Source organism: Hymenobacter puniceus, assembly GCF_014333525.1.
Classification (GTDB): Bacteria; Bacteroidota; Bacteroidia; order Cytophagales; family Hymenobacteraceae; genus Hymenobacter.
Genome location: NZ_JACSCX010000002.1, coordinates 802,040 through 825,104, shown reverse-complemented (window position 1 = coordinate 825,104; position 23,065 = coordinate 802,040). Strand labels below are relative to the sequence as shown.

Below are 23,065 nucleotides of genomic sequence, written 5' to 3'. Positions count from 1 at the left end.
GCTTCGGGGCAAGCTGCGCGGTCCGGCGCATTTCCGGCCAACAGGAACCAGGGCCGGTTTCGTGGGGGGACACCTCGGAACCGGCCCTTGGGGCCTGGGCTGGCAGCTACCACTGCCGGACCTGGCTACCACTCCTGCTCTTTTTTGCTCTTCCCATTTGCTATGATTTCCACTTTCCGTTCTACCGGCTTTTCGCTACTCCTGCTGCTGGGCCTTGGCGCAGGCTGCCAGCGGCCACCCCAGGCCGGCACCGCTACCGCCCCTACCGCGGCCAACACTAGCCGTTCGGCCGCGTTCTGGCTCACCAATCCTGATAAATCGGCCTTGTTTCAGCTGCAGCCTGCTCCCGTGTGGAGTTCCAGTCCGGCTGCGGGCACTCTTATTGAAGTCGATGAAAGCCAGACGTTCCAGCCGATTGACGGCTTCGGGTACTGCCTGACGGGCGGCAGCGCCGAGCTGCTGCACCGCATGGATGCGCCCAAGCGGGCCGCTTTGCTGCAGGAGCTGTTTGGCACCACCGGCAACGCTATTGGCGTCAGCTACCTCCGCCTGAGCATCGGGGCTTCCGACCTCGATGCCCAGGTTTTCAGCTACGACGACCTGCCCGCCGGCCAGACCGACCCCACCCTCGCCAAGTTCAGCCTCGCCCCCGACAAGCCGCACCTGCTGCCCATCCTGAAGGAGATTCTGGCCATCAACCCGGCCATCAAGCTGCTCGGCTCGCCCTGGTCGCCGCCGACCTGGATGAAAACCAACAACAACTCCAAAGGCGGCTCGCTGAAGCCCGAGTTTTACGACGCCTACGCCCGCTACTTCGTGAAGTATGTGCAGCAGATGAAGGCCGAAGGTGTGCGGATTGACGCTATTACCATCCAGAACGAGCCACTGCACCCCGGCAACAACCCTAGCCTGCTGATGCTGGCCGAGCAGCAGGCCGAGTTCGTGAAGAAGCACCTCGGTCCCACGTTTAAGGCGGCGAAGCTGGACACCAAAATCATCGTCTACGACCACAACGCCGACCGGCCCGATTACCCGATTACCATCCTCAACGACCCGGAAGCCAAGCAATACGTGGACGGCTCGGCGTTTCACCTCTACGCCGGCCCCATTGAGGCCCTGAGCCAGGTGCACGACGCCCACCCCGACAAGAACCTGTACTTCACGGAGCAGTGGGTGGGCTCGAAGAGCAACTTCTCGGAAAACCTGCCCTGGCACGTGCGGACGCTCATCATCGGGGCTACGCGCAACTGGGCCCGCACAGTGCTGGAGTGGAACCTGGCCGCCGACCCGCAGCAGAACCCGCACACGCCCGGCGGCTGCACCGAGTGCCGCGGCGCCCTCACGCTGGATGGCAACACCGTCAGCCGCGAAGATGCTTACTACATCATTGCGCACGCCAGCAAGTTTGTGCGGCCCGGTTCGGTGCGCATAGCCTCCACGGTAACCGGCAAGCTGGCCAACGTGGCCTTCAAGGCGCCCAACGGCGACCGGGTGCTGATTGTGCAGAACGACAACCCCACCGCCCAAACCTTCAGCGTGCGCCACGCCGGCCGCACGTTTGCCTCCACCCTGGCCCCCGGCGCCGTGGGCACCTACGTGTGGTAAGTAGCATTGAGTAGTTGGTATTGAGTAGTTGGTATTGAGCATCGAAAGGGTAGCGGCAGCAGATGCACAGCCGCCGTTACCCTGCTCTCCTCCTGCTGATTATTGCACACCCATCATCCTGCTAAGCGGCTTGCTCCCGACCAACTACTCAATACCCAATACTAACTACTACTCCATGAAACATAGCCTGATCTGCACCCTGGCCGGCGCGTTGCTGCTGGGCCTAAGCAACTGCGGCACCGATTCGCCGAACCCGGCCACACCTCCGACGCCGCCCGTGACGCCCCCGCCCCCTGCTGGCCCGTCGCAGGTGGCGCTGTGGCTGACTACCACCGATCAGACGGCGCTGTTCCAGAAAAGCACGCTGGCGCTGAATTTCCTGACGCCGGTAGGGCAGAATCCGACCATTGTGGTGGACACAACGCAGACGTTTCAGGGCATCGACGGCTTTGGGTACACGCTCACGGGTGGCAGTGCCCAGCTGCTCAACCAGCTGCCGGCCGCGGCCCGCACCACGCTGCTACGGGAGCTGTTCGGCACCGATGCCGGTAGCATTGGCGTGAGCTACCTGCGCATCAGCATCGGAGCCTCCGATTTGAGCAGCCGCGAATTCACCTACAACGACCTGCCCGGCGGCCAGACCGACCCCACGCTGGCCCGCTTCAGCCTGGAGCCCGAGCGCGCCGACCTGCTGCCCGTGCTGCGCGAGATTTTGCAGATCAACCCCAGCCTGAAAATCCTGGGCTCACCCTGGACGGCGCCCACCTGGATGAAAACCAACGGCAGCTTTGTGGGCGGCTCTCTGAAGCCCGAGTCCTACGACGTGTACGCCCGCTACTTCGTGAAATACCTGCAGCAGATGCAGGCCGAGGGTGTGCGCCTGGATGCCATAACCATTCAGAACGAGCCGCTGAATCCTTTCAACAACCCCAGCATGCTGATGACTGCGCCGGAGCAGGGCAACTTCATCAAAAACAACCTGGGGCCGGCGCTGCAGGCAGCCGGGCTGACCACCAAAATCATCCTCTACGACCACAACACCGACCGCACCGATTACCCGCTCGCCCTGCTGGCCGATCCGCAGGTGAGCCGCTACGTGGATGGCTCGGCGTTTCATCTGTACGCCGGCAACATCAACGCCATGAGCCAGGTGCACAACGCCTTTCCAACCAAGAGCGTGTACTTCACGGAGCAGTGGGTGGGCGGCCCCGGCAACTTCGCCGCCGACTTCACCTGGCACATCAACAACCTGATTATCGGGGGTACGCGCAACTGGAGCCGCAACGTGCTGGAATGGAACCTGGCCGCCGACCAGAACTACGGCCCGCACACCAACGGCGGCTGCAGCACCTGCCTGGGCGCCCTCACCATCAACGGTAACACGGTTCAGCGCAACACGGCCTATTACACAGTGGCCCACGCAGCCAAGTTTGTGCGGCCCGGCTCGGTGCGCATTGCCTCCACTACGCCCGGCAGCCTTACCAATGTGGCCTTTAAGGCGCCCAATGGTCAGAAAGTGCTGATTGTGCAGAACACCAGCGCCACCAACCAGTCCTTCGACATTCAGTACCGCGGCAAGGCGGCCAGCACCACGCTGCCGGCCGGCGCCGTGGGCACCTACGTGTGGTAACCCCCACTACCACTTCCTGATTTTTCATACCTGCCTCCCACCGGCGGTACTGGCGGAGCCTCCCGCCACCTTCCTTACTATGCGCAAATCCCTCCTCCCTTCTCTGCTGGTGGCTGCCTTGTGCAGCGGCAGCGCCGTGGCCCAGAAAGCCGCCAAAAATCTTGGTAATTCTCAGTCGTATTCGGCCGTTGGCAAAAAGGCCCAGGTGTTTACCACCGCCGCCAACTCTGACCTGCGGCTGTCGGCCGGCACCAGCCTGACGCTGCAGCCGGTGGGCCAGCCGCTGGAAACGCAGGTCTGCATCTTCGTGGACCCCGGCAAGACGTTCCAGACCATGCTGGGCATTGGCGGGGCCCTAACGGATGCCGCCGCCGAAACCTACGCCAAGCTGCCCAAGGCCACCCAGCAGGAGTTCATGCAGGCCTACTACAGCCCCACGGCCGGCATCGGCTACACGCTGGCCCGCACCAGCATCCACAGTTCCGACTTCTCCACCGCGCCCTACACCTACGTGGCCGACAAAGACGAGCAGTTGAAAACATTCAGCGTCAAGCACGACGAGCAGTTCCGGATTCCGTTCATCAAGCAGGCTCAGGCGGCGGCCGGCGGCAAGCTCACGATGTACGTGAGCCCCTGGAGCCCACCGGCCTGGATGAAGGACAGCAACGACATGCTACGCGGCGGCAAGCTGCTGCCCCAATACCGCCAAACCTGGGCAGACTACTATGTAAAGTTCATCAAAGAGTATGAGCGCCAGGGCATTCCGATCTGGGGGCTGAGTGTGCAGAACGAGCCTATGGCCAAGCAGAAGTGGGAATCGTGCATCTTCTCGGCCACCGAGGAGCGCGACTTTATCAAGGAATACCTCGGCCCGACGCTGAAGAAAGGTGGCCTCGGCGACCGGAAGCTTATTGCCTGGGACCACAACCGCGACCAGATCTACCAGCGCGCTAGCACCATCCTCGACGACCCCAAGGCCGCGCAATACGTGTGGGGCATCGGCTACCACTGGTACGAAACCTGGACCGGCAGCAGCATGCTCTTCGACAACCTGCGGCGCGTGCACGAGGCTTACCCCAACACCAACCTATTGTTCACGGAAGGCTGCGTAGAGAAATTCAACTTCGATAAGGTGAACGACTGGGCCCTGGGCGAGCGGTACGGCCACTCCATGATCAACGACTTCAATAGCGGCACCGTGGGCTGGACCGACTGGAACATCCTGCTCGACCAGACTGGTGGCCCCAACCACGTGCAGAACTTCTGCTTCGCGCCCATCATTGGGGACACGCGCACCGGCAAGCTGATTTACACCAACGCCTACTACTACATCGGCCACTTCTCCAAGTTCATCAAGCCCGGTGCGCGGCGCATCATCAGCTCCTCCAACCGCGACCATCTGAGCACCACGGCCTTCCTCAACCCCGACGGCAAAGTGGCCGTGGTGGTGATGAACAACAGCGACAAAGCCCAGGATTTCCAGCTCTGGATGCAGGGCCAGGGCGCCACGGCCAACAGCCCTGCCCACTCCATCATGACGATGGTAGTAAACTAGCCTACTAAATAATTAGAACGTCGTAGAACGTCATGCTGAGCTTGCCGAAGCATTTCTACCGCAATAGTAATCAAGTTACTTTGGCGGTAGAGATGCTTCGGCAAGCTCAGCATGACGTTCCTTTTTTGTACCTGAAGCCGCCCTAATACCAACCCCCGTGGCGGGTGGGCCGTTTGCAGAGGAAACTGTTTTCTGACTTTTCCTCTCCTGCTTATGTGCGGCCGCTATACCTTCATTGCCCCGGCTCCGACTATTGCCGAACGCTTCGAGGTGGCTGTGCCCGCCGACCTTCTGCCCAACTACAACGCTGCGCCTTCGCAGCGCCTGCCCGTCGTCACGAACACCGAGCCGGGGCGGGTGCAGCTGTTTCAGTGGGGACTGGTGCCGGCCTGGGTGAAAGACCGCACCACCGGCCCGCAGCCCATCAACGCCCGCGCCGAAACGCTAACCGAAAAGCCCTCATTTCGGCAGCTGCTGCAGCGGCGGCGCTGCCTGGTGCTGGCCGACAGCTTCTACGAATGGCAGCAGACCGGCGGCAGCAAAGGCCCCAAAACGCCGCACCGCATCCTGCTCCAGGATGAGCAGCCCTACGCTTTTGCCGGCCTCTGGGACGAGTGGCTGGACCGCGCCAGCGGCGAGGTGCTGCCTACATTCACCATCGTCACGACCGAGCCCAACGAGCTGATGGCCCGCATCCATAACCGCATGCCCGTGATTCTGCCGGGCCGTGCGGCCGAGCTGGCCTGGCTGGACGACGGCCTGGGCCCGGCCGCCCACCAAAGCCTGCTGCTGCCCTACGCCGCCGACCAGATGCAGGAGTACGTGGTAAGCACGCTGGTGAACTCACCCAGCCACAACGACCCTACGGTTCTGCTGCCGGCTGCCTAAAAGCCTGCGCAGAACATCGGGAGGCCTTTATAGCTCTGGCTATATCTATTCCTGGCCTCAGCCCGTATAAGGCCCCAAACTGACCTCTTCTCACTCACTAATAGCTCTCACACCCATGTTTAAGAAATTCCTTTCCGTAGCCACGCTGGCCCTGGCCGTAAACGTTGGCCTGACCTCTACTGCCGCCGCCCAGACCGCCAAAACCAAGTCGGACGACGAGAAGACCAAAACCAAAGACGGCGAAATGACCACCAAAACCAAGGTGGCCGACGACGGCAAAATGAAGGTGAAAGGCGAAGCCGCTGATGGCTCGAAGATGAAAGCCACCACCAAGCCCCGCAAAGGCAAGGACATGAAGGAAATGAAGATGAGCGGCGATGCCTCCATGAGCTCCGGCACCATGGGCACTGCTGCAACGGGCGGGGTAATGGTAGGTGGCGCCATGATGACGCCCGATAAAGACATCGTGGATAACGCCGTGGGCTCTTCAGACCACACCACGCTGGTAGCGGCCGTGAAGGCTGGCGGCCTCGTGGAGACGCTGAAAGGCGCTGGCCCATTCACGGTATTTGCTCCTACCAACGCTGCTTTCGATAAGCTGCCCGCTGGCACCGTAAACACGCTGGTGATGCCTGAAAACAAAACCAAGCTCACCACCATCCTCACCTACCACGTAGTGCCCGGCCGCCTGATGGCTGCCGACCTGAAAGACGGCCAGACGCTGACCACCGTGGAAGGCGAAAACCTGACCGTGCACCGCAGCGGCAACTCTGTAATGATTCATGATGCCAAAGGCGGCATGGCCAACGTTACCATCCCGAACGTGGTATCGAGCAACGGCATCACGCACGTAATTGACACGGTGCTGATGCCTACTAAGTAAGCCAGAAAGCCAGCCGGCCGGATTTCCGGCCCTGCGCACAACAAGAAGGCCTGTCTCCTGGTGAGGCAGGCCTTCTTGTTGTGCGCAGGGCCCTGGTTGGCAGCAACTGCTAGGCAGGTAACAATTTAGCCACGCTACCATTGCTATAAATTCCCGACCTTAGCTGACGTTTTCCTTACCTCTTTTTGCCAGCATGAAACACTTTTTCGCCCGTTTGCTGGGCGCGGCGCTGACCTTGAGCAGTGTCGTGGCTTCAGCGCAAACTTTACCGCCTGCCCCGCCTACCTCTCTGCAGGGCCAGGCCCTGAAAGACTGGCTGCGCCAGAACTGGTATGATGGCAAGCGCACTGAGCTTAGCTATAATGTCGCCCGGGGCAAGATGTACAACTACGTCGATAACTTCCAGGGCCGCGTGACGTGCGTATACTCCGGCTACCAGGAAACCGTGCGCCTCGACTCTACCAGCACCAACCCGGGCGTGGTCAGCAACATCAATTGTGAGCATAGCATTCCGCAGTCATGGTTCAACGAGGTAGTGCGCATGCGCTCCGATATCCACCATCTGTTCCCAACCGTGATTCAGTGGAACTCTGACCGCGGCTCGGATCCGTTTGCGGAAATCCCGGACAACCAGACCACCAAGTGGATTCGTGGCAACAGCAGCCAGACCACTATCCCGACCAGCAACATCGAAGAGTACAGCGAGGATACTAACTCGCAGTTTGAGCCCCGCGAAGACCACAAGGGCAACCTGGCCCGGTGTGCGTTCTACTTCTACACCATGCACCAGGGCCAGACGTTCGACCCCGGCAAAGACGTTATTACGGCGCTGGCAGACTTGAACACCTTGTATCAGTGGCACCTGGCCGACCCGGTAGATGCCCGGGAGCGAGAGCGAAACCGCCGTGCCGCCAAAAGCCAGGGCAACTTCAACCCCTACATTGCTTTCCCCGACCTCGTGGCCCGCGCCTGGGGTTTCCAGGTGGTACCTACTTTCTCGTTTGCTTCCGCCACCGGCAGCATCACGGAGGGCAACAGCGGCACCACCACCTACACGGCTACCGTGAACGTGACACCCGCGCCAACCGCTGCCCTCACCGTGCAGGTAGCGTTTGACGCCGCCAACTCCACTGCCACCAGCGGCCAGGATTTCACTTTCACTTCGCCCCAGACGCTGACCTTCGCCGCCGGCCAGACTAGCCAGACCGTAACCGTGACGGTGAACGGCGACACCCAGGCCGAAGCCAATGAAACCGTGGTACTGGCACTGCAGAATGCAGCCAGCGGTGCGGCCATCGGCGGCCCGGCCTCGCAGGAGCTTACCATCACCAACGACGACGGCACGCCGCCATCCGTGCGCTTTACATCGGCCATGGCTAGCCTCACGGAAGGCAACAGCGGCACCACCAGCTACTCCATCAGCGTAGCGGCCGAGAACATTCCGACTACCGGGGTTTCGGTGCCCGTGACCGTGGAAACCAGCGGCACTACCGCCGACGCTACCGACTTTGTGCTGACTACGGCCAGCCTGATTTTCTCGCCCGGCACGAGCACTGCTTCCGTGAACCTCACCGTGAACGGCGACGTGGCCCCTGAGCCCAACGAAACGGTGCGTTTGCGCTTGGGCACGCCTACCAACGCCACCGTGCTGGTGGTAGCGCCTATCACGCACACGCTTACCATCCTCAACGACGACCAGGCGCCCGCCGGCTCGCCTTGCACCGACCTGTACTTCTCGGAGTACGTGGAAGGCGCCGCCAGCAACACCAAGGCCGTGGAAATCTTCAACCCCACCAGCGCGCCTATCAGCCTGACGGGCCTGCGCCTGGAGCTGTTTGCCAACGGCTCGAGCACGCCCACGGCCACCCAGGCCCTGAGCGGCACCATTGCCCCCGGCGACGTGTACGTGGTGGCTAATACCGGTGTGGTTTCCTCGGTGGTGCTGGGCCAGACTGATCTGCAGTCGGCGGTGTGTTTCTTCAACGGCGACGACGCGCTGGCCTTGTTTGATGGCTCTGACACGCTGGACGTTATCGGCGTGATTGGCACCGACCCCGGCACCACCTGGACCATTCCGGGCGGTGGCTCCACCACCGACAACACGCTGGTGCGCAAGCCCACCGTGGCCCGCGGCGAAACCCGCTGGAGTGTGGGCGCCAGCACCTGGCAGGCCTTGGGCACTGACGTGTACACCAACGTCGGCCGCCATACCAGCACTGCCTGCATCGTCAGCTCAACGGTGAAAAATGCGCCGCTGAACACTGGCCTGGCCGTGTATCCCAACCCAGCCGCCACGGCCGTGCAGGTACAGATTGCCGGATTGCGCGGCCGCCACGCTGCCGACATTCGCCTCTACAACGCCCTGGGCCAGCAAGTGCTGCTCCAGGAGCGCACCATCAGCGGCGCCGATGCCACCCTGATTGAGGTGCAGAACCTGCCCGCCGGCCTTTATTCAGTGCGGGTAGTGGTAGACGGCGTGCGCTACACCAGCCGCGTGGCCGTGAAGCACTAAGCAGCTCCCATTTTCAAGCTAAAAAGCCCCGGTTTCCTGATGGAAGCCGGGGCTTTTTTGTGGTCTGCAAGCTGGCCGTTAGGCTTTGCTATCCAGCAAGTCCTGGAACTCGGAATGCTGGCGCACGAAGGCGGCCATGAACTTGCAGCTGGTGCGCACCCGCAACTGGTGCTGGCGGGCGTAGTCCAGGCCAGCGCGGGCCAGCTCCTCGCCCACGCCCTGGCCGCGCAGGGCTTCGTCTACGAAAGTGTGCGTGAAGTCTACGACGCCTTCGGTGGGCGTGCTGTAGGCCAGCTCGCCGGTGTGGTCGTTGGAGGTGGCAATGAATTCCTGGTCCTGGGGGTGGTGTTCGATGGTGCTGGGCATAAGTGGAAGGAGGCTAAAAACGAAAGTGGGGCCTAGTGGCCGGAAGCTGTACGCGCAAAGACAGTAGCAGGATTTTTTTGGGGCTAGCGTATCCTTGAGCTGGGCACCCTGCGTATGCAACTCTACCCAGCTAACTGGGCCTCTCTCCCTCTTTTTTGTTTCATTCACGCCTTCCTCTTATGCAAACCCATCCTTCTTCCGACAGCAACGACGCCACCAACTCCGACAACGCGTTTGATAACAGCCGCCAGGCACCAGATAATATCCGGCGTGGCGCTGAGCAGGCCAACCAGCCTGCATCGGCGGCTGGGGCTGTCAGCCATACCCCGCAATACGGTGAGTTTGGCCATGCCGAGCCGGTTGCACTAACCCCCGAGCAGTTGGCGTCGCACCCGGCCGGGACCAATCCTGGTGGTGTGGCCGCCCCTTCCTATGCAGAGCCCGAGCAGCGTGGCAGCGTTCCGCAGAACCTCGAACCAGAAGCGGTGCGCGACGTGAAAAACGCCGAGTACGAAGACCAGCGCGAAGGCTGGGCTAAAGACGACCCCCGCTATGCCGGCGGCACCCGCAACTGGCCTACTGCTGAACCCGCCAACCAAACCACCAGCACCGCTGAGCAGGAAGGCAACGACGGCCGCACCGTGTCCAACGACGGCAGCAACGACAACCCCGATGAATTCAGCGCGCTGCGCCCCGACGGCGGCAAAGGCGTACCGGGCAAGTAAGCCGCCAACACGTTTCCACTTTCCTTTTTTCAGCCCTATGGCCACTCCCGATAACCAGAATCCTGCCGACGCCCTCGATCCGAAAGCCGGCGCCAACCTCTCCGATGAGCAGCGCAAGCACCGCGAGGAGCTGTACAGCTACAAGCGCGACGAAGAAGGCACCCTCGATACTTCAGCCCGCCTTGAAAACGAAACTACGGGCATCCCGACGGACAGCGCCACTACCGGCCCCGACCCCGATAATTCCAGCATGACTGACGAACTGATGAACCCGGGCTTCAACAACCCCATCGACGACAATAACCGCTAGGGTTCCATCTGCCTGGCGTTGCTGAAAGGCCCTCTGCATTTTGTGGAGGGCCTTTTTCACATGCTGGTTTATATGCTGGCACCTAAAGCCAATCCAACTTTGGCAGACTGCCGCCCACGCAGCCAACCACCACACGCAACCTTCTAGCAGGCCCACACGCATAAGTGGTGTTGCCTCCTATTTATTTCCACCCTACCCGCCTATGTCCGCCCTACTTGTCCTCACCGATTTCACGCCCGATGCCGACCATGCCCTGGCCTACGCCGCCGCGCTGGCTGCTCCGCTGGGAGCCTCATTGGTACTGCTGCACATCCGCCGCGAGTCATTGCTTGACCCTGACGCCTTTACCGGTAAAATCAGGCACATGAGTGAGGGAGAAGTGGCGGCGGCCCTGGCCGAACGGGCTGCTACAGTGCAGGTGCCTATTGTAGTGGAAACGGCTGTGGAAAGTGTGGCCAATGGCGTAGAGGAAGCCGTAAGCCGCCACCGGGCGGTACTGGTTATTCTGGGCAAGCCCAACACCGATACCACGCCCGATGAACTGGTGGCCAGCACCTCCCTTACGCTGCTGCGTGCCACGCAGGTACCGCTACTGGTAGTTCCCGGCCGGTACTCGGCTGCCGTGCCACCTGGCCGCCTCACGCTGGCCGCCGACGGCCAGCCATTCCGGTTGGCGCCTGCTATTATTGCTTCCACGCAGAAGCTATTGCAGCGTGTGCCTCTTGCTCTCACGGTAGCGCACGTAGCCGAGCCCGAAGACAGCGACGACTGCCGCATGGCCCTGGCCAGCGTAGTGCACAGTGGCCTGGGTACCGACTTGCCCCACATTCAAACCCATGGTGTACGCCATACACAACCAGCGAGTGGTATTCTGCAGGCGGCCGCCGAAACCCGCGCCGACCTGCTGGTAGTAGTAGCCCGCCGCCGCAATTTTCTGGAGCAGATCTTCAACCGGAGTGTGTCGGCGCAGGTGGTGCTGCACAGTAGCGTGCCGGTGCTGCTGCTACCCGCCACCGAGTAGCCGCACACCAAACGCCCGGCCGCCGCTGGCCGTTTGGTTAGGATACCTATTATACCCCGTCTTGCAATTCATGTCTTCTTCCAATTCCGCCGACTCGCGCCGGCAGTTTCTGCGCCAGCTTAGCCTGACGGCAGCCGCTACGGCTGTGGCCGGCCCTACGGCAGCTTTGGCCGCTTCTCCCTCCGCTATGCAATACGATGATCAGAAAAAGCTCGGCTTCGCCATTGTGGGCCTCGGCAAGTTTGCCCAGCAGCAGATGATGCCCGCTTTCAAGGACTGCAAGCATGCCCGCATCACGGCCCTTGTGAGCGGCTCGCCCGACAAGGCCCGCAAACTGGCCCGCGAATACGGCGTCGAGGAAAAGAGCATATACAGCTACGACAACTTCGATTCCATCAAGGACAATCCGGCGGTGGACGTGGTGTATATTGTGCTGCCGCCCAGCCTGCACGCCGAGTACACCATTCGGGCGGCCAAGGCCGGTAAGCACGTGCTGTGCGAGAAACCCATGGCTACCTCAGTGGCCGACTGCCAGAAGATGATTGAAGCCTGCGAAAAGGCCGGCAAGAAGCTGATGATTGCCTACCGCGCCCAGTTCGAGCCGTTCAACCTCGACGCCATTGCCCGCATCAAAAAGGGCGAGCTGGGCAAGCTGCGCCAGATTACGGCCGACCACGGCCGCAGCGTAAAACCCACCGAGGAGCCCGCGGAGGCGTGGCGCGTGCAGAAAAAGCTGGCTGGCGGTGGCTCGCTCATGGACATCGGCATTTACTCGCTGAATGCTACCCGCTACCTCACCGGCGAGGAGCCCGTGGAAGTCACGGCCCAGGAGTTCAGCGACAAGTCGGACCCGCGCTTTAAGGAGGTGGAAGACACCATCCATTTCACGCTGCGCTTCCCCAGCGGCGTGCTGGCCTCGTGCACCAGTTCCTACAGCATTCAGGAGGTGAAGCGGTTTCGGGCCTTCGGCGACAAAGCCTGGCTGGACCTCGACCCCGCCACCGACTACTACGAGCACCACATGACCATCGGCGACAAGGAGGGCGAGCATCAGCCCAAGATCAAGGAAGGCAACCAGTTTGCAGCCGAACTCGACCACATGGCCGAGTGCGTGCTGCAAAACAAAACGCCCAAAACGCCCGGCGAGGAAGGCCTCAAAGACATCCGCATCATCATGGCCATCTACGAGGCGGCCCGCACCGGCAAGCGGGTGAAGGTGTAAGCGGAACCTGTCATTATCTTCTGTCATTGCGAGCAGCGCGACGCAATCCTTCCTTTCGTGGCAGACACCTCCCTTACAGAAAAGCCCTCCGGCAGTAGTGTAATACACTAACGCCGGAGGGCTTCGCGCTTAGGTTTGTTTTCAGCACGGAGAGGAAGGATTGCTTCGCTCTGCTCGCAATGACAGCGTTCCGTTTTACAGCTTCCAGCCCAGCAGCACGCCGCCGTAGCCGTTGCGGGTGGGGGCAGCCTGAAAGTAGCGGCCACCAAAGGCGTTGAGGTCGTTGCCGAGGCTGTAGCGGCGGTTGGTGGCGTTGTCGAGGCCGCCGAATACGTCCAGCTCCAGGCGGCCGAGCGTGCGCCGCCAGCCGCCGCGGGCCCCGAACACCCAGTAGCCGGGCGCGGCTTCGGTGTTGGCGTCGTTGAGGAAGATGTGGGCCTGGTGGCTGACGGTGGGGCTGAGGTAGAAGCCGATATGCTGGGTGAAATCGAGGCCGGCGGTGAGCGTGTGCGGGGCGGTGCCGGTGAGGCGGTTGCCGCTGAAATCTTGGCCGCCGCTTTCGTAGCTGCCGAAGCGGTAGTGGTTGTAGGCGTAGCTCACAAAAGCGCGCAGACTAGATTCCAGACGCAATACTTTGTAGGAGCCGTCCCTATAGTCCGCGTTTACAATTTGAATGTTCCGCCACAGCCAGCCGCTCAGGGCCACTTCCAGGCCGCGCTGGCGGGTGGTGCCGGCGTTGCGGAACAGGCTGGTGCCTTGGTCGGTGGTAAAGGTGGTGATGGTCTGGCGCAGGCGGAAATCGTAGGCGGCCACGTCGAACTTGAGGCGCTGATTTAGCAGCGTGCCGCGGGTGCCCACCTCGTAGCTGGTGCCGCGCTCGGCCTGCAAATCGGTATTAAGGCTACCATCAGAGGGGCGAATTTCCTCGGTGGTAGGCGGCGAGAATCCCCGGCTCACGCTGCCATACACGGAAATCTGCGGCGTCAGCTCCTTGAGCAGTGCCACTCTTGGCGACACCACCGGCCGGAAGTCGCGCTGCACGGCGTAGCTGGTGGGCGTGCCGGGGCGGGTGGCATCGAGCAGGCGGCGCACGTCGTAGCGCAGGCGGCTGTAGCTGGCGCCGGCCGTCAGCAGGAACCCGGCCGGTAGCTCGTAGTCGGCCTGCGCGAACAGGAAGCCGGTGCCGGACTTGATTTCGTCGTCGTAGCGCAGAGGGCCGGCTTCCCCGGCGCGGTTCTGGTAGCTGCGGCCACTCAGGAAACCCGCCTGGCCTTCTACCCCACCCTGCAGGCGCAGCACCTGGCCAGCCAGGCTGGTTTGGTAGCGCAGCGCCACCCGGGCCCCGGTTTCCAGGCGCGTGTTGCGCTCAAAATCCACCAAAAACGGCGTCCGGATGGCGCTGCCGGTGCCGTAGAGCGTGGCCACTGAGCTCAGGCGCGGCGTGAACCGGAACTCGTGGGTGCCGCCCAGCAGCAGGGTGCGCGAGGCGTAGTAGGCGCGCTGGGCTACGGTGCCGGGCGCGGTGGCCGTACTAGGCCGCGCCTGCCGGGGGTCGGCTTGGAACTGGGCGCGGGTGAGGCCGCCGGGCAGCTGGTAGTTGATGTCGGAGTAGAGACTGTGCAGGGCCACGGTCTGGCGGGCGGTTGGCTGAAACTCACCGTCGAGGGCCAGCACGTCGCGGCGCAGGGCGCTTTGCTGGCGGTAGCCGTCGAGGGTCTGGCGGGCGTACTGGGCGCGCACGTAGCCGGTGGTGGTGCCGCTCTCGGCGGTGGCGGTGTAGCGCCGCAGCCCAAAGCTGCCGGCCGTGAAGCCCACCTGGGCGTGGGCCTGCCCGGGTTCGGGGCGGCGGTTGCGCAGCAGAATAGCGCCACCGGTGCCGGCTCCATACACGCTGGCGGCGGGACCTTTCAGCACTTCGAGGCCGCCAATCTGGGCGGGGTCGAGGAGGTTGAGCGGGGTGCTGCCGCTGGCATCGGTGAACGGAATGCCTTCGTAGTAGAGCTTCACGTTGCGCACCCCAAACGGCGAGCGAAGCGTGCTGCCCCGCACGCTGAGGCGGTAGCTGGCGGTGGCGCGCTCCTCCAGCCGTACGCCGGGCAGCGTATTTACAGCCTGGGTGAGGGCCTGCTGCCCGAACCGGTCGAAGTCGGCGGCGCGGAGCACACCCACGGCGGCGGCGGTGCGGCGCAGTGGCAGCTGCTGGCCGTAGCCCGTGACGGTGGCTTCGGGCAGGGCCACGGCGCGGGTGGTATCGGGCGCGGCGGTTTGGGCAAGGACGGAAACAGGCAGCAGCAACAGCGGCGCGGCGTAGCGGTAGGGCATCGGGCAAGGAAAAGTATTGGTGTTGCTAACCCAAAAAGCGGCCGCAGGGTTGGTAAGATTTCTAAAAAAGCCCCACGAGACCTGTAGCGCAAAGGCGAGACCGGGGCGCGGACACTTGCGGCATGGCCGCGGGCATCTGACGCTTGAAAGCGAAAACCCGAGCCAGAGCCGCGAAGAACTGAGGCGAGGCCGCAACTCACTAAAACCACACCGCGGAAACTTGATGCGAGGCAGCGGAGAAGTAAGGCGAGGCAGTGCCCCCCCCTACATAGCCGCGGACAATTGGAGCGAAGCCGTAGAGAATTGCTGATATTTCAGTGCTATTCTTTATTGCACCCCACTATGCTGCTCCCTAGACTCTGTTTGTTTCGCTACCCTCGCCCGCTGTTGCTGTTTCCGCCGGGCTTACGGGCCCAACTATTTGCTGGCGGCGCCTTATTAGCTCTGCTGCCGTTTGCATTTGCGCATCCGGTTTCGGCTCAGACCATAACTGTGAAAGCCAGCGCTAACCCCCTGCTCTCCATAGACGACCGGATTCCGCTATCGGCCAGCCTGGGGCTGGAAGTGGGCCTGACGCCGCACTCAGCGCTGCAGCTCACGGGCAGCTACCGTCACTTCCGGGCGCAGGATCAGGAGCCGGACAACGGCCCTAAGCTATATCTTGACTATCGATACTACTTCACTCCTGCCCAGCCCCAAACCGGTTTTTTCGTAGGCCCTTTTGTGGGTGTGGGCCGGTTGAAGCTGGGTTTGGGTGACGTGCCACCTCCTGGTGCTGTGCGAGACACACGCACGGAACAGGAAGCCGGCGTACTGTTCGGCTATCAGCAACTATTCTCGCGGCTTACCCTGGATGCATTTGCCGGGCCGGCGTACCGTTGGCAAACGCCCCAATACACCAATCCTTCGTTCAGCCAAAAATCAGCTTTTCTGTGGCTGCGGGCGGGTTTTACTGTGGGCGTACGTTTAAAAAAGTGAGTCACCCGTTCTATATGCTACCATGCAGACCGTGAAGCTCCACCTAGTCCGCCGCCACCGCCGGCCGCTGCTGTTCCCGCCGGGCCTGCTGGCGCTGGCGTGGCTACTGTGGCTGGGCTGCGTGGCGCTGCCGCAGATGCGGGGGATGGAACGGCCGGAGTCTGTGATGCAAATTACGGCTGTGCCCGTACACACATCCGAGTATTGGCAGTTCATTCCTCCTGTTTATTCTGCAGAGCTGCAGCTAGCGCAGTTTCGACAGTGGCAATCAACTAGCTTTTCCGGCAACTCGCTGGTTGATTACTTCGGTTACCAGCAAAGCAACCTGGATGCAGAACGGTTACGCGCGGATTCAACTTACCGCTTAGGACTCAAAATATCATTTGATTCTGATGCAACTTATGGGAATCTAGTTTCGGCAATTGATTTGTTGGATCGGAATGATATTACCACATGGTGGCTTGACTTTCAACCGCATTCCACTGCATTGTACGCCTTCAAAAACAAGCCTAAACCCTATCAATTTTTATGTGGCACTAGCTATTACAGCACGCATCTGCCTGAATTATACGCGCCCTTTTCTTTTCCACTGGCCGAGTTACTAGCTCCCGACTGGCGCAACTCTACGCTACTGTTGCTACTGATGGCGCTGCTGTCTGCTGTGCGGTTGGGGCGGCGTTGGTGGCTGGGGTGAAAGATGGGCTGTAACCCCGGCGCCGGAATGGGAGTTGAACAGGGACTACACTTCCCTTCGATTTTCCATGACCAAATCTCCACTCCTGCTTGCTACGGCCTTGTTTGCCGGCTTCACTACTGCTACTGCCCAGAATGTGCCGCCCGAGGCTACGCCGTTTCAGATGACGGGCAACATCTACCTGCCCAAGAAGCTGCCCGCCACACCCGAGCGGGTAGCCTCGCTGAAAGTGCCGGCCGGCTTCACGGTCAGTAAATACGCCGAGGGCTTGGATGCGCCGCGCATGTTGGCGCAGGCCCCCAACGGCGACCTGTACGTGAGCAACCGCGTGAAAGGCACCGTGACCTTGCTGCGCGACGCCAACAAAGACGGCAAAGTGGAGGTGACGCAGCAAGTAGCTCAGAAGCCCCATCTGCACGGCCTCGCCCTCAAGGACGGCAAGCTGTATATGGCCGCCGTGCGCGAGCTGTACGTGGCCGACGTGAAGGCCGACGGCACGCTGGGCGAGCTGAAAACGCTTTACACCGACCTGCCCGACGCCGGCCAGCACGCCAACCGCACCCTGCAGTTCGGGCCCGATGGCCAGCTCTACCTCTCGGTGGGCAGCACCTGCAACGCCTGTGACGAAGATAACCCCGAAAGCGCAACCCTGCTGCAAATCAACACCGATGGCTCGGGGCGCCGCATCTACGCCACCGGCCTACGCAACACCATCGGCTTCGACTGGCACCCGACCACGAAGGCCCTGTTCGGCATGGACCACGGCATCGATTGGCTCGGCGACGAAGACCAGCAGGAAGAGTTCAACCAGCTCAAGCAGGGCGCTAACTACGGCTGGCCGTCCATCATTGCCGACGGCAAGCCCTACCCGGCCAACAAGCCCAAAAGCGGCGAGTCGTATGAGCAGTTTGATGCCAAGGCCGTGCGCCCGCTGCTGCTCTACAAGGCCCACTCGGCGCCGCTGGGGCTGGTGTTTAACCGCAGCACCCAGCTGCCCGCCGACTACAAGAACAGCGCCTTCGTGACTATGCACGGCTCCTGGAACCGCGCCCAGCCCTCGGGCTACAAAATTGTGCGGGTGCGCTTCAACGAGCAGGGGCAGCCGCAGCAGTTCGAGGATTTCGCCACGGGCTGGTTGGTGGAAAACGACAAGTCGCAGTTCGGCCGGCCCTGCGCCATTGTGCAGGCCGCCGATGGCGCGCTGCTGGTTTCCGACGACGACAACGGCGTGATTTACCGTATTGCGTATGCCAGCGGCAAGCCCGCTAAAAAGAAACGCAGCTAGTCTGGAGGCTTATGCTTCCAAACCTATTGTGGCCTGCATGTTGGTTGGGTGCCCAGGGCGCCGAACCGGCATGCAGGCCTGTTTTTGCTACTTTACTGTTGCGTTTGGTAACACCCTACCGAGTTATTCACCTGCTATGCCCGCCCTTTCTCCCGACCTCCGCAAAGCCCTGCTGGCCCTGCCTCCCAAGGAAAAAGACCAGATCCTGACGCGCCTCGTGGCGCAGGATGCCGTGCTGGTTGAGCAGCTGACCTACCGGCTACTGGAACTGGAAGACGATGCCGACGCCCTGGAAACCCGCCGCCAGCGCCTGCGCACCCAAGTCGATGATCCGGTGCGCGGCTACCACCAAACCCCCAACGATCTGCTCCATATTGTGCGGCAGCTGCAGGCCCGCTTAACTTATCATGCCAAGGTAACCGGCGACACGTTCGGCGAGATTGAGCTAACGATACGTTTGCTGGGCAACGTGCTGCGCCACCAGCCCGAAGCTACGGCCCGCCTGCACGGCCCCACGCAGCCGCTGCTGCAGCACCTGGCCCGCCGCACCCACGAAGTGCTGCGCCAGGCCAGCAAGCTCCATCCCGACTATCTGGTAGAGCTGGAACCCGCCCTCAACGAAGTGCTGGCGCTGCTCTACGCTTCTGCCGCCGCACCACTGGCCCGGGAGCTGGGCGTGCCGATGGCCATTGCAAATTAAGCTACGGGAAACCTTCGAATGTCATGCTGAGCTTGCCGAAGCATCTCTACCGCTTCACCTGAGTTATTCCGAGCGTGCGAGGCATCTCGCGTACTGCTGTTTGGAAGGACGTTTCAACAAAGCGGGAGAGAAGCTGCGGCAAGCTCAGCACGTCGTTCCTTTACCTGACCTTCTACTCCAGCGCCCGGAACACGATGGGCAGCGTATAGGCCACGCGCACCGGCTGGCCGCCGACACGGCCGGGCGTCCACCAGGGCATGATGCGCACGAGGCGCAGCGCTTCTTCGTCGAGGCCGCCGCCCAGGCCGCGCACCACTTTGGGGTCGAGGATATGGCCCTGCTCATCTATCACGAAGCTGATGTGCACCTTGCCCGACAGATTGCGCCGCAGCGCTTCCTCGGGGTATTGGAGCTTGTCGCGCAAGAAACGCTGAAATGCCGGCGCGCCGCCTGGAAAGGCTGGCATTTCATCGGCGGCGTGGTAGAGCATTGGCGGCGCTGCCACTACAGGACTATCCGAGCCGGTGTGGCTGGAGTTGGAGTCGATGAGCGTGGTGGCGCTGGCTGTTTGGGCTGCCAGCAGGCGGGGAGTCAGCAGCAGTAAGGAAAGCGGCAGCAAAAGCGTAGCAGTACGAAACATAAGCAGCTGAGCATAACGGGTTGGCCCACAAAGCTACCGTCTCTGCCAAGCCCCACCGTAACGCCAGTATTATGCTTGCATTGCGCTTATGTTGGTAACATAGCCTGTATCCTTTCAGGGCCGAAAGCTGTATCTTGGAATACAGAGTAAGAATGCCCCATTCAGCCGTGCCAAGGATAGGATATACCACCTGCTTGCTTCTGCTGCTTGGTGCACTGCTCAGCGCTTCACCTACCTTTCATTGCTCACCTCACTGATACTGCTATGTCAACGCTGCCTTCCCCCGACCACGTTCGTCCGCCCCAGAATCTGTCTGACGCCTCACTTCGGCAGGCCCTGACGGAGCTGGAAAGCAAGATCCAGACGCTCCGCAACCGTGCCCACGCTACCACCGCCGGCGCCTCGCACACTTACCACGAGCACATTGCCAGCCTGGAAGCCAAGCGCCAGAAGCTGCAGGAGCGCCTCGGCACGGCCCCGGCTTCGTCCGCTGAAGCCCACTCCACCTCTGACACTGACCGGAGCGCCTGGGACGAAATCTGGCTGGGCATCGAGAACCTGCGCCAGGATTTACGCAACATCATTTAAGCGCTGATGCCGTCGTTTCAGACGGATTACTCAACTACTGCATACTTGAACACACAAAGAGGACCTGCCAGCCGGCGGGTCCTCTTTGTGTGTGGGCCCACCACCTTGCTCTACTTGTCTGGTCCGTGGGCGTGGGCGTTTGATTGGTTGCTGCCTGCCGACTCGCTGGAGGTATGAGGCAACCGGGCGGCCATATTCCGGTTGGGAGACTTGCAGCGGTGAAAAGAGCAGGCCAGCGAATCCGTTCGGTTGGCAAAACCAGCAGTTCGGCGGTCGGATTTACCGTTCGCTGAAAACCGGTTTCAGCGGGGCCGTTGGCGAGGTAGGTTTGAAACAGAAATCAACCTTTCACCCTGCCAACTCTTCTGCCATGAACCTGACCGCCTTCCTCCGCCCCGTCTGCGCCGCCCTGCTGCTGGCCACTGCTGCTCCTGCCATTGCCGCCGCTCCAACGGCTCCAAGTGCCGGCATCGGCACCGCCGATGCCCCAGCCGCGCACCCCAACTTCACGGTGCGCGTGGTGGGCAAAGGCCGGCCCATGCTGCTGATTCCGGGCCTCACCTGTCCCGGCGCTGTCTGGGACGAAACCGTGGCCCGCTACCAGCGCCAGTATCAGTGCCACATCATCAGTCTGGCCGGCTTTGGGGGCACCGCGGCGCCGGCCTCCACCAACCAGCTGCTGCAAAACGTGCGCGACCAGCTGCTGGCGTACATCAAAACCCAGAAGCTAAGCAAGCCCGTGGTGGTGGGCCACAGCCTGGGCGGCTTTATGGGCTTGTGGCTGAGTACCACCCAGCCGGAGGCCATCGGGCCGCTGGTGATTGTGGACTCGCTACCGTTTCTGGCCGCCGTGCAGAACCCCGCCCAAACTGCCGAAGGTGCCAAACCCATGGCCGAAGGTATGCGCAAGCAGATGGCCAGCGGCGCTATGACGATGGCGGCGGCCCGTCAGATGAGCGCTACCATGATGCAGGACACTGCCCGCATCACCCAGACGGCCCGCTGGAGCGTGGCCTCCGACCCAGCCACCGTGGCGCAAGCCATGTACGACCTGTTCACGACCGATCTGCGCCAGGATATTGCCCGCGTGCAGCAGCCCGTGCTGGTGTTAGGCGCCTGGGCCGCCTACAAAGCGTACGGCTCTACCAAGGAAAGCACCCGGGCCGTGTTCGAGCAGCAGTACGCCAAGCTGCCCCAGCACCGCATCGAAATGTCGGAGGCCGGCCGCCATTTTCTCATGTACGACGACACCGCCTGGTTTTACCAGCTGACGGATGCCTTCCTGCAGCAGCATTATGTAGCGAAAAAGTAAAAACTATCTTTCCGAAGCGTTTCACTCTCTCTCTACCTCTTCCCTCCTAGTTATCAGTAATTATGTCACTCACGCAGGAATTCACCGCGCTGCAGCTGGAATTGTCGGTAAAAGCCAAGAACGGGCTGGACTTCATTGTAGCAGCTACAGTCATCTGGCTGGCTATTGCTTTCATCTGGACGCTGCCTAACCCGGCCACCCAAAACAGCTTTATCACCTTTTTTGTGGGTTCGGCTACGCTGCCGCTGGCGGGCCTGCTGTCCAAGGTGTTTGGTACCACCTGGAAGCTGCCGCACAACCCATTGCAGCCGCTGGGGTTGTGGCTGAACTTTGCGCAATTGTTCTACTTCCCGTTCCTGATGTTTATGTTCAGCCGCTACCCGCAGCATTTCATCATGACCTACGGCATCATCACGGGGGCGCATTTCTTTCCGTACGCGTGGTTTTATCGGGCCTGGCCCTACGCATTCATGGCCGGCCTGATTCCGGTGGGCTGCCTGATACTGGGGCTGCGCGTGGCCGCGCCCAACCTGTACCTGATACCAGCGTTTGTGGCCGGGGCGCTGCTGGTACTGGGTGGGCTGCTGCTGCTCTCCTATCGGCGCAACCGGCAGGCGTATGATCTCACCCCGCTGGCCGGCCAATAGCAGCAACATAGTACGGCTATGTTCTCCTACGTTTCTGTGCCCGCTCCCAGCCGCCTCTACTGGCGTGCGCAATTGGTTGGATGGAGCCTGTATTTCGTTTTCAACCTGTTCGTGTTTTCAGTATTCGGACGGTTTTCCGCCGAGCTGGTACTTATCGTTACTGCCATTGTACTGCCCGTCATGGGGCTGTCGCACGCGTTGCGCTACCACATTCGGGCCAATGGCTGGGAACAGCTACCGCCGCTGCCGCTGCTGGGGCGCCTGCTCCTGACCAATGCGCTGCTGTCGGTGCTCAGCCAGGTTATTATCTGGGCGCTGCTGCTTTGGGTGGTGCGGCCTAGTCCGGATGGGCGGCCACACGGCTGGGCGCAGTTTCTGGGCTATTCGCTTAACGTCAACTTTATGCTGTGGCTGTGGGCGGGCTTCTATTTTGGCTGGCACTTTTTCCACCGCTACAAGCAGGCCGAAGTAGATAAGTGGCGGCTGGCCGCCGCGGTGCAGGAAGCGGAAATGCGCACTCTCAAAGCCCAGATCAACCCGCATTTTCTATTCAACGGCCTCAACAACATCCGGGCGCTGGTGATTGAAAATCCGGCCCGCGCCCGCGACATGATGACGCACCTGTCGGACCTGTTGCGCTACTCCATTCAGCTGAACTCGGCCGAGCAAGTGCCGCTGAGCCGCGAGCTGGAGATTGTGGAGCACTACCTGCAGCTGGAAGCCCTGCAGCTGGAAGAGCGCCTCACGTACACGCTCGATGTCGATCCGGCCGCCCGGGAAGTGCTTTTGCCACCCATGACGCTGCAGCTGCTCGTCGAAAATGCCATCAAGCATGGCCTGGCCCCACGGCCCGAAGGCGGCAGCATTCAGCTCACGGCCCAGCTCGACGGAGCCAGCCAGCTGCACGTGAGCGTCCGGAACACTGGCCGCTACCAGCCGCCGCCCAACCACGATGGCGTAGGCGTGCGCAACGCCCGCGAGCGGCTGGCCTTGCTGTTCGGCCCCGCTGCCCACCTCGACATCCGCAACGACCCCACCGAGCCCAACACCGTGGTAGCCCACCTGCGCCTGCCGGTGCGGGCCGAGGCGCTGCCAGCATAGGCTTGCTGCCAGCATTCGCAAGCTCAGGATGACAGAATATTTCCCATTCACCCCGTCACCTCATCCCCTCATCACTTCTCT

The 23,065-nt window shown here is 61.7% G+C and carries 21 protein-coding genes; 18 read left to right on the top strand and 3 right to left on the bottom strand.

The features are described from left to right. Positions 1-162 precede the first annotated feature (162 nt). The 6 genes from H8B14_RS08640 (at position 163) to H8B14_RS08615 (ending at position 9,073) form a co-directional block, all read left to right on the top strand. Complete coding sequence (locus tag H8B14_RS08640; RefSeq protein ID WP_187315211.1) at positions 163-1,605, top strand: glycoside hydrolase family 30 protein; 1,443 nt, start codon at positions 163-165, stop codon at positions 1,603-1,605. A gap of 175 nt (positions 1,606-1,780) precedes the next feature. Beyond that, a complete protein-coding gene (locus H8B14_RS08635) occupies positions 1,781-3,235 on the top strand; it encodes a glycoside hydrolase family 30 protein (protein WP_187315210.1) in 1,455 nt (484 codons plus the stop codon). Positions 3,236-3,314: 79 nt separating this feature from the next. Further along, a complete protein-coding gene (locus H8B14_RS08630; RefSeq protein WP_187315209.1) occupies positions 3,315-4,790 on the top strand; it encodes a glycoside hydrolase family 30 protein in 1,476 nt (491 codons plus the stop codon). Between the two features lie 213 nt (positions 4,791-5,003). Next, complete coding sequence (locus H8B14_RS08625; RefSeq protein WP_187315208.1) at positions 5,004-5,678, top strand: SOS response-associated peptidase; 675 nt, start codon at positions 5,004-5,006, stop codon at positions 5,676-5,678. 367 nt (positions 5,679-6,045) lie between these two features. Beyond that, the gene (locus H8B14_RS08620; RefSeq protein WP_261989949.1) at positions 6,046-6,561 is read left to right on the top strand and encodes a fasciclin domain-containing protein; all 516 of its coding nucleotides are present in this window, start codon (positions 6,046-6,048) and stop codon (positions 6,559-6,561) included. A gap of 193 nt (positions 6,562-6,754) precedes the next feature. Continuing rightward, a complete protein-coding gene (locus H8B14_RS08615) occupies positions 6,755-9,073 on the top strand; it encodes an endonuclease (protein ID WP_187315207.1) in 2,319 nt (772 codons plus the stop codon). Between the two features lie 78 nt (positions 9,074-9,151). Here H8B14_RS08615 and H8B14_RS08610 read toward each other — a convergent pair whose 3' ends face one another. Continuing rightward, on the bottom strand, positions 9,152-9,439 hold the full coding sequence (locus H8B14_RS08610; protein WP_187315206.1) for a GNAT family N-acetyltransferase: 288 nt from the start codon (positions 9,437-9,439) through the stop codon (positions 9,152-9,154). A 179-nt stretch (positions 9,440-9,618) separates the two neighbouring features. On the opposite strand from H8B14_RS08610, the gene H8B14_RS08605 reads away from it, so the two are divergent. The 4 genes from H8B14_RS08605 to H8B14_RS08590 all read left to right on the top strand — a co-directional run bounded on the left by H8B14_RS08605 (position 9,619) and on the right by H8B14_RS08590 (position 12,717). Beyond that, positions 9,619-10,164: a hypothetical protein gene (locus H8B14_RS08605; RefSeq protein WP_187315205.1), complete on the top strand. Its 546-nt coding sequence runs from the start codon at positions 9,619-9,621 to the stop codon at positions 10,162-10,164. Positions 10,165-10,201: 37 nt separating this feature from the next. Continuing rightward, positions 10,202-10,474 carry a hypothetical protein gene (locus H8B14_RS08600; protein WP_187315204.1) on the top strand — a complete coding sequence of 91 codons (273 nt, stop codon included), beginning with the start codon at positions 10,202-10,204 and terminating at the stop codon, positions 10,472-10,474. A 202-nt stretch (positions 10,475-10,676) separates the two neighbouring features. Beyond that, positions 10,677-11,495, top strand: a complete 819-nt coding sequence (locus H8B14_RS08595; protein ID WP_187315203.1) for a universal stress protein — start codon at positions 10,677-10,679, stop codon at positions 11,493-11,495. Between the two features lie 70 nt (positions 11,496-11,565). Beyond that, complete coding sequence (locus tag H8B14_RS08590; RefSeq protein ID WP_187315202.1) at positions 11,566-12,717, top strand: Gfo/Idh/MocA family protein; 1,152 nt, start codon at positions 11,566-11,568, stop codon at positions 12,715-12,717. Between the two features lie 195 nt (positions 12,718-12,912). Here H8B14_RS08590 and H8B14_RS08585 read toward each other — a convergent pair whose 3' ends face one another. Then, entirely contained in the window at positions 12,913-15,039 is a 2,127-nt protein-coding gene (locus H8B14_RS08585; protein ID WP_187315201.1) for a TonB-dependent receptor family protein, read from the bottom strand. Between the two features lie 363 nt (positions 15,040-15,402). On the opposite strand from H8B14_RS08585, the gene H8B14_RS08580 reads away from it, so the two are divergent. The 4 genes from H8B14_RS08580 (at position 15,403) to H8B14_RS08565 (ending at position 18,696) form a co-directional block, all read left to right on the top strand. Beyond that, positions 15,403-16,017, top strand: a complete 615-nt coding sequence (locus tag H8B14_RS08580; protein ID WP_222840563.1) for a DUF3575 domain-containing protein — start codon at positions 15,403-15,405, stop codon at positions 16,015-16,017. A 31-nt stretch (positions 16,018-16,048) separates the two neighbouring features. Next, positions 16,049-16,711 (top strand): hypothetical protein, encoded by a 663-nt coding sequence (locus H8B14_RS08575; protein ID WP_187315199.1) that lies wholly within the window; start codon positions 16,049-16,051, stop codon positions 16,709-16,711. Between the two features lie 67 nt (positions 16,712-16,778). Then, the gene (locus H8B14_RS08570) at positions 16,779-17,996 is read left to right on the top strand and encodes a PQQ-dependent sugar dehydrogenase (RefSeq protein WP_187315198.1); all 1,218 of its coding nucleotides are present in this window, start codon (positions 16,779-16,781) and stop codon (positions 17,994-17,996) included. Positions 17,997-18,132: 136 nt separating this feature from the next. Then, positions 18,133-18,696, top strand: coding sequence for a hypothetical protein (locus tag H8B14_RS08565; protein ID WP_187315197.1), 564 nt, complete (start codon positions 18,133-18,135; stop codon positions 18,694-18,696). A gap of 172 nt (positions 18,697-18,868) precedes the next feature. Here the strand turns inward: H8B14_RS08565 and H8B14_RS08560 are convergent, their stop codons facing one another. After that, the gene (locus tag H8B14_RS08560; protein WP_187315196.1) at positions 18,869-19,336 is read right to left on the bottom strand and encodes an energy transducer TonB; all 468 of its coding nucleotides are present in this window, start codon (positions 19,334-19,336) and stop codon (positions 18,869-18,871) included. Between the two features lie 264 nt (positions 19,337-19,600). On the opposite strand from H8B14_RS08560, the gene H8B14_RS08555 reads away from it, so the two are divergent. The 4 genes from H8B14_RS08555 (at position 19,601) to H8B14_RS08540 (ending at position 22,984) form a co-directional block, all read left to right on the top strand. After that, a complete protein-coding gene (locus H8B14_RS08555) occupies positions 19,601-19,924 on the top strand; it encodes a sll1863 family stress response protein (protein ID WP_187315195.1) in 324 nt (107 codons plus the stop codon). A 370-nt stretch (positions 19,925-20,294) separates the two neighbouring features. Then, positions 20,295-21,236, top strand: a complete 942-nt coding sequence (locus tag H8B14_RS08550; RefSeq protein WP_187315194.1) for an alpha/beta fold hydrolase — start codon at positions 20,295-20,297, stop codon at positions 21,234-21,236. A 62-nt stretch (positions 21,237-21,298) separates the two neighbouring features. Beyond that, the gene (locus tag H8B14_RS08545; RefSeq protein ID WP_187315193.1) at positions 21,299-21,883 is read left to right on the top strand and encodes a DUF7010 family protein; all 585 of its coding nucleotides are present in this window, start codon (positions 21,299-21,301) and stop codon (positions 21,881-21,883) included. Between the two features lie 18 nt (positions 21,884-21,901). Beyond that, a complete protein-coding gene (locus H8B14_RS08540; RefSeq protein WP_187315192.1) occupies positions 21,902-22,984 on the top strand; it encodes a sensor histidine kinase in 1,083 nt (360 codons plus the stop codon). Positions 22,985-23,065: the final 81 nt, after the last annotated feature.

Coding starts and splice junctions, on each gene's coding strand:
- H8B14_RS08640 (WP_187315211.1), top strand. CDS start 163: ATGATTTCCACTTTCCGTTCTACCGGCTTTTCGCTACTCCTGCTGCTG.
- H8B14_RS08635 (WP_187315210.1), top strand. CDS start 1,781: ATGAAACATAGCCTGATCTGCACCCTGGCCGGCGCGTTGCTGCTGGGC.
- H8B14_RS08630 (WP_187315209.1), top strand. CDS start 3,315: ATGCGCAAATCCCTCCTCCCTTCTCTGCTGGTGGCTGCCTTGTGCAGC.
- H8B14_RS08625 (WP_187315208.1), top strand. CDS start 5,004: ATGTGCGGCCGCTATACCTTCATTGCCCCGGCTCCGACTATTGCCGAA.
- H8B14_RS08620 (WP_261989949.1), top strand. CDS start 6,046: ATGAGCGGCGATGCCTCCATGAGCTCCGGCACCATGGGCACTGCTGCA.
- H8B14_RS08615 (WP_187315207.1), top strand. CDS start 6,755: ATGAAACACTTTTTCGCCCGTTTGCTGGGCGCGGCGCTGACCTTGAGC.
- H8B14_RS08610 (WP_187315206.1), bottom strand. CDS start 9,439: ATGCCCAGCACCATCGAACACCACCCCCAGGACCAGGAATTCATTGCC.
- H8B14_RS08605 (WP_187315205.1), top strand. CDS start 9,619: ATGCAAACCCATCCTTCTTCCGACAGCAACGACGCCACCAACTCCGAC.
- H8B14_RS08600 (WP_187315204.1), top strand. CDS start 10,202: ATGGCCACTCCCGATAACCAGAATCCTGCCGACGCCCTCGATCCGAAA.
- H8B14_RS08595 (WP_187315203.1), top strand. CDS start 10,677: ATGTCCGCCCTACTTGTCCTCACCGATTTCACGCCCGATGCCGACCAT.
- H8B14_RS08590 (WP_187315202.1), top strand. CDS start 11,566: ATGTCTTCTTCCAATTCCGCCGACTCGCGCCGGCAGTTTCTGCGCCAG.
- H8B14_RS08585 (WP_187315201.1), bottom strand. CDS start 15,039: ATGCCCTACCGCTACGCCGCGCCGCTGTTGCTGCTGCCTGTTTCCGTC.
- H8B14_RS08570 (WP_187315198.1), top strand. CDS start 16,779: ATGACCAAATCTCCACTCCTGCTTGCTACGGCCTTGTTTGCCGGCTTC.
- H8B14_RS08565 (WP_187315197.1), top strand. CDS start 18,133: ATGCCCGCCCTTTCTCCCGACCTCCGCAAAGCCCTGCTGGCCCTGCCT.
- H8B14_RS08560 (WP_187315196.1), bottom strand. CDS start 19,336: ATGTTTCGTACTGCTACGCTTTTGCTGCCGCTTTCCTTACTGCTGCTG.
- H8B14_RS08555 (WP_187315195.1), top strand. CDS start 19,601: ATGTCAACGCTGCCTTCCCCCGACCACGTTCGTCCGCCCCAGAATCTG.
- H8B14_RS08550 (WP_187315194.1), top strand. CDS start 20,295: ATGAACCTGACCGCCTTCCTCCGCCCCGTCTGCGCCGCCCTGCTGCTG.
- H8B14_RS08545 (WP_187315193.1), top strand. CDS start 21,299: ATGTCACTCACGCAGGAATTCACCGCGCTGCAGCTGGAATTGTCGGTA.
- H8B14_RS08540 (WP_187315192.1), top strand. CDS start 21,902: ATGTTCTCCTACGTTTCTGTGCCCGCTCCCAGCCGCCTCTACTGGCGT.